Source organism: Escherichia sp. MOD1-EC6475, assembly GCF_003046645.1.
Taxonomy (GTDB): Bacteria; Pseudomonadota; Gammaproteobacteria; order Enterobacterales; family Enterobacteriaceae; genus Escherichia; species Escherichia ruysiae.
Window position 1 is genome coordinate 1 of the sequence record NZ_PZKQ01000096.1, and the last position, 4,649, is coordinate 4,649.

Genomic DNA, 4,649 nt, shown 5'->3' on the forward strand with positions numbered 1-4,649 from the left:
AATATAGGGGCAAATCCAACTACTAGCCTGGTTAACCACACCAGAATTGTATCGAGTGTTAAAAAATATCTGTGCGCCATTGGCTGGGTTACCGGTAAATGAGCTATTGGATATTCTTCCGTCTTTAATCTCATCATCCTCTGAAATATCAGAGATTCCATATGATGGTTCGGATTTGAATTCTGCGGTTCCGGGAGAAAGCAGCCAGGCATTTTCCAGTGAATCAGCAGGAAGTAAATCCGCGCTGGCGAAATACTGTCAGGACATGACTGCACAGGCCCGCGAAGGTAGCATCGATCCAGTCACCGGTCGCGAGCACGAAATTCGTACTATGACGGATATTCTGCTGCGCCGTCGGCAGAACAATCCGTTGCTAACTGGCGAGGCAGGCGTCGGGAAAACGGCTGTGGTGGAAGGGTTCGCGCTGGCGATTGCCGAGGGGGAAGTGCCGCCTTCACTGCGTAACGTGCGGTTGCTGTCGCTGGATGTCGGGGCGCTGCTGGCCGGAGCGTCCATGAAGGGCGAATTTGAATCCCGCCTGAAGGCGCTACTGAAAGAGGCTGCGTGCTCGCCGCATCCGGTGATTCTGTTTGTCGATGAGGTTCACACCCTGGTAGGCGCCGGAGGTACATCCGGTACAGGTGACGCTGCCAACCTGCTGAAACCGGCGCTGGCGCGTGGCAGTCTTCGAACGATTGGGGCGACCACCTGGAGTGAGTATAAACGCCATATAGAGAAAGATCCGGCATTGACCCGGCGATTTCAGGTGTTGCAGGTGGCAGAGCCGGAAGAGGTCGCCGCTGTTGAGATGGTACTGCCGGAAGGGCGCGTCACGCGGTACGGGTATGATGAACAGGGGCTGGCGGTCAGCCGCACGGATGCGCGGGGCGGCGAGGTTGCGCTGGTGCTCGATGCGCGCGGTCAACTGACGCGTTACACCGACTGTTCAGGGCGCACCACGGATTATGAATACGATGAAGACGGCAACCTGACGGCGGTGACGGACGCGGAGGAGAAAACGGTACGCATCAGCTATAACCGTCTGGGGCTGCCGGAGACGGTCAGCCACCCCGGTAAACAGCAGGACCGTTACACGTGGAATGCGCTGGGATTACTGAGCAGCCACCGTCGCATCACGGGCAGCGTACAGTCCTGGCAGTATACGCCGCGCGGGCTGCCGGCAGTTCACACGGATGAAGAGAAACGGGAGACGCGCTGGCAGTACACACCGGAAGGGCTGGTTGCCAGCCTGACCAACGGCAACGGGGCGCAGTACCGGTTCAGCCACGATGCGGACGGACGGCTGACGGGAGAACAGCGCCCGGACGGCCTGATACGAATGTTTGTGCTGAATGCGGGCGGATTCCCGGTCATCATCCAGACGCAGGGCACAGAGGGCGGGGTGCGTGATGAGCGGCAGGAGCGTGACGCGCTGGGTAATCCCACCGACATCACCTTACCGGACGGTCAGCACCTCAGCCATCTTTACTACGGCAGCGGGCATCTGCTCCAGACGGCGCTGGACGGTATCACGGTCAGCGAATATGAACGTGACAGCCTGCACCGTCAGGTGATGCGCACCCAGGGGGCGCTGGCGACCTTCAGCGGGTACAACGCCGACAACCGGTTAAGCTGGCAGCGCAGCCTGATAACCGGCAGCCGGAACCCGCCGCAGGCTGACACACTCCCGTCCCACGGCGACAGCGTGACGGCGCGGGATTACATCTGGAACGCAGACGGTGAAGTCGGCGGCATCAATGACAAACTGCGCGGCTGCCTGGTGTTCAGCTATGACCGGAGCGGCTGGCTGACCGGGCGCACGGGTCAGATGTACGACCATGACCATTATTATTACGATAAAGCCGGCAACCTGCTGAAGGATGAGTATCAGAGTGCGGTGATGGATAACCGCCTGCCGGGCTACGGGCGTGACCGCTACCGCTATAACGAATGGGGCGAACTGACAGAGCGCAGGGACCAGCAGCTGGAGTGGAACGCGCAGGGCCAGTTAACGCGGGTTATCAGCAGCAACAGCGAGACGCGGTATCAGTACGATGCGCTGGGCAGGCGCATCAGCAAGGCGACCTGTGGCCGCCATACGGACCAGAGGGAACAGCCGTACACGCCGGTGGCGGCCATCACGGGGCGCGGAGAAAGCCGGAAAATCTGGTATTACCACACGGATGTGACAGGCACGGTACAGGAGGTGACCGCGTCAGACGGGACGCTGGTGTGGGCGGGCTACCAGGCGGGGTTTGGAGAAAACCGGGGCGACATCAGCAACAGCGGGGCGTACTTTGAGCAGCCGCTGCGGCTGCCGGGGCAGTATTATGATGAAGAGACGGGGCTGCACTATAATCTGTTCAGGTATTATGCGCCGGAGTGCGGAAGGTTCGTAAGCCAGGATTTAATCGGGCTTAATGGAGGTTTCAATCTCTACAGATATGCACCGAATCCGTTAATCTGGATCGATCCTCTGGGATTAGCCTCAAGTCCCAGTGCTATCTTGGGGGCTGCAATGGGAGGAACGCCAGCAGGCTATGCGGCACATCACCTATTACCGACACATATTGCTGCTAACTCTCCATTGATTCAGGAAGCTGTGAATAGAGGGATATATAGCCCAAATGGCAAAACGAATGGTGTTTTCCTTCCCAGAACAGTGGCAGAATCTTTAAGCACTGGTAAGCCTTTACATAGTGGAGGACATTTAAGTTCGTATTTTGATGCAGCCAGAAGAACATTAGCATCAGCAGAATTAAAATTAGGTGATCTCACAAAAGCGACTAATGAACAGATCTTAAGTAAGATACATGCATCCGAACGCCTGATGAAACATGCCCTGAATATGGATAAACTCCGGTTACAATCAACAGATCGGCGTGCGCCTGGAACTCATTCAAATTGTTAGGGGGGATTAATGAGGTACTTTTTTTTAGAATATAAATACCCACGAAAAGGTTTTATTGATGGGGCTGTAAGTTTTAGCCCATCATTGAAGGTCAACTATAGTGCAATTAAGTATAATTTACCTAATTTCATGATATCTGAAATTACACTTCTACCTTCGATAAGAAAAATGGATGTTGATTTTTTCTACACAACGGCATCAGTATTGTTGGTTTCAGACGATTTAATGATTGCTTTAGATGGTTTAAATATTGGGCAGTTTATTACTTCAGTGGTTAAATATTCCGATGGGTCTATAGTGAACAAAAAATATTGGGTTGCTCATAACTTAAGAAAAATAGATTGTCTGGATTACAATTTATCTGAATACGCTGGAAAAAGGATGGTGCTGGATTCCATACAAAATCCGCCTAGACGTATAGTTAAGGGATTGAAAAAAATAGTATTGGATGTTAGTAAAATTAATGATGCGGAGTTTTTTTTGCTTGGCAATTGTCAATATATGCCGAATCCAATTATATCAGAAAGCTTGTATGAAATATTAAAGAAATATAAGCTCAAAATAAATGCCACTCCAGTGGAGGATTTTAAGGTTTAGACGATGGATCGTCAGCCTAGCCACCGGCAACGGGCACAACGTCCGCAATGAGAGGCGAATATTCCTCTCTGTTATCTCGGATTTTCGCCAGTACTGACAGACAAAAATCCGGAAGAGCTGATATTACGACTGGATAATATCTTCAATAAACACCACACTGTCAGCGGTACGTAACCAGCGTGGCTAACGAATGGGGCGAACTGACAGAGCGGCGTGAGCAGCAGCTGGAGTGGAACGCGCAGGGCCAGTTAACGCGGGTTATCAGCAGCAACAGCGAGACGCGGTATCAGTACGATGCGCTGGGCAGGCGCATCAGCAAGGCGACCTGTGGCCGCCATACGGACCAGAGGGAACAGCGGCGGACAACGTTTGTGTGGGAAGGATTCCGGCTGTTGCAGGAGACAACGTGGCAGGGAAAGCGGACATACCTGTACGACGCGGAACAACCATACACGCCGGTGGCGGCCATCACGGGGCGCGGAGGGAGCCGGAAAATCTGGTATTACCACACGGACCTGACGGGAACGGTACAGGAGGTGACGGCGTCGGACGGGAGGCTGGTGTGGGCGGGCTACCTGGCGGGGTTTGGAGAAAACCGGGGTGACATCAGCAACAGCGGGGCGTACTTTGAGCAGCCGCTGCGACTGCCGGGGCAGTATTATGATGAAGAGACGGGGCTGCACTATAATCTGTTCAGGTATTATGCGCCGGAGTGCGGGAGATTTGTAAGCCAGGATCCGATAGGGCTGGCGGGGGGAATAAACCTTTACCAGTATGGGCCGAATCCGTTAAGTTATATTGATCCCCTCGGATTAACTACTGAAGACATAAAACTTAATCCGGGTGAAATACTTGTTAATCCTAAAGATATTAATTTTTCGCAAACCACTATTAATGGAGCTTTTGACACACCTGAAGGTAAACGAAGCGTACAATCAGCAATAAATGATGTCCGTAGAGGTGATGTAAAAGTAACAGACTTCCCAGCTATAAAAGTCGTAAATGTAAAAGGTCAATTAGTAGCCAGGGATGGTAATAGTCGCTTAGCGATTGCCATAAAGGCCAAGGCTAAACAAATCAAAGTAATTATAGAAAACAATGTCGACCAGTTGAGGGATTTCACTAGGGAAGGTGCGAACAA

Annotated in this window: 1 protein-coding gene and 3 pseudogenes; all 4 read left to right on the forward strand. The window is 52.7% G+C overall.

The window, feature by feature from the left end; genetic code table 11:
* Positions 1-13 precede the first annotated feature (13 nt).
* Positions 14-2,485: pseudogene (locus A7589_RS23100) on the forward strand (RHS repeat-associated core domain-containing protein); the annotation flags it as partial.
* A 39-nt stretch (positions 2,486-2,524) separates the two neighbouring features.
* Positions 2,525-2,911, forward strand: a pseudogene (locus A7589_RS23105) (AHH domain-containing protein); the annotation flags it as partial.
* Positions 2,912-2,920: 9 nt separating this feature from the next.
* Positions 2,921-3,508 (forward strand): imm11 family protein, encoded by a 588-nt coding sequence (locus A7589_RS22210; RefSeq protein WP_001268392.1) that lies wholly within the window; start codon positions 2,921-2,923, stop codon positions 3,506-3,508.
* A 185-nt stretch (positions 3,509-3,693) separates the two neighbouring features.
* Positions 3,694-4,649 (forward strand): annotated as a pseudogene (locus A7589_RS22215) (RHS repeat domain-containing protein); the annotation flags it as partial.

Coding starts and splice junctions, on each gene's coding strand:
- A7589_RS22210 (WP_001268392.1), top strand. CDS start 2,921: ATGAGGTACTTTTTTTTAGAATATAAATACCCACGAAAAGGTTTTATT.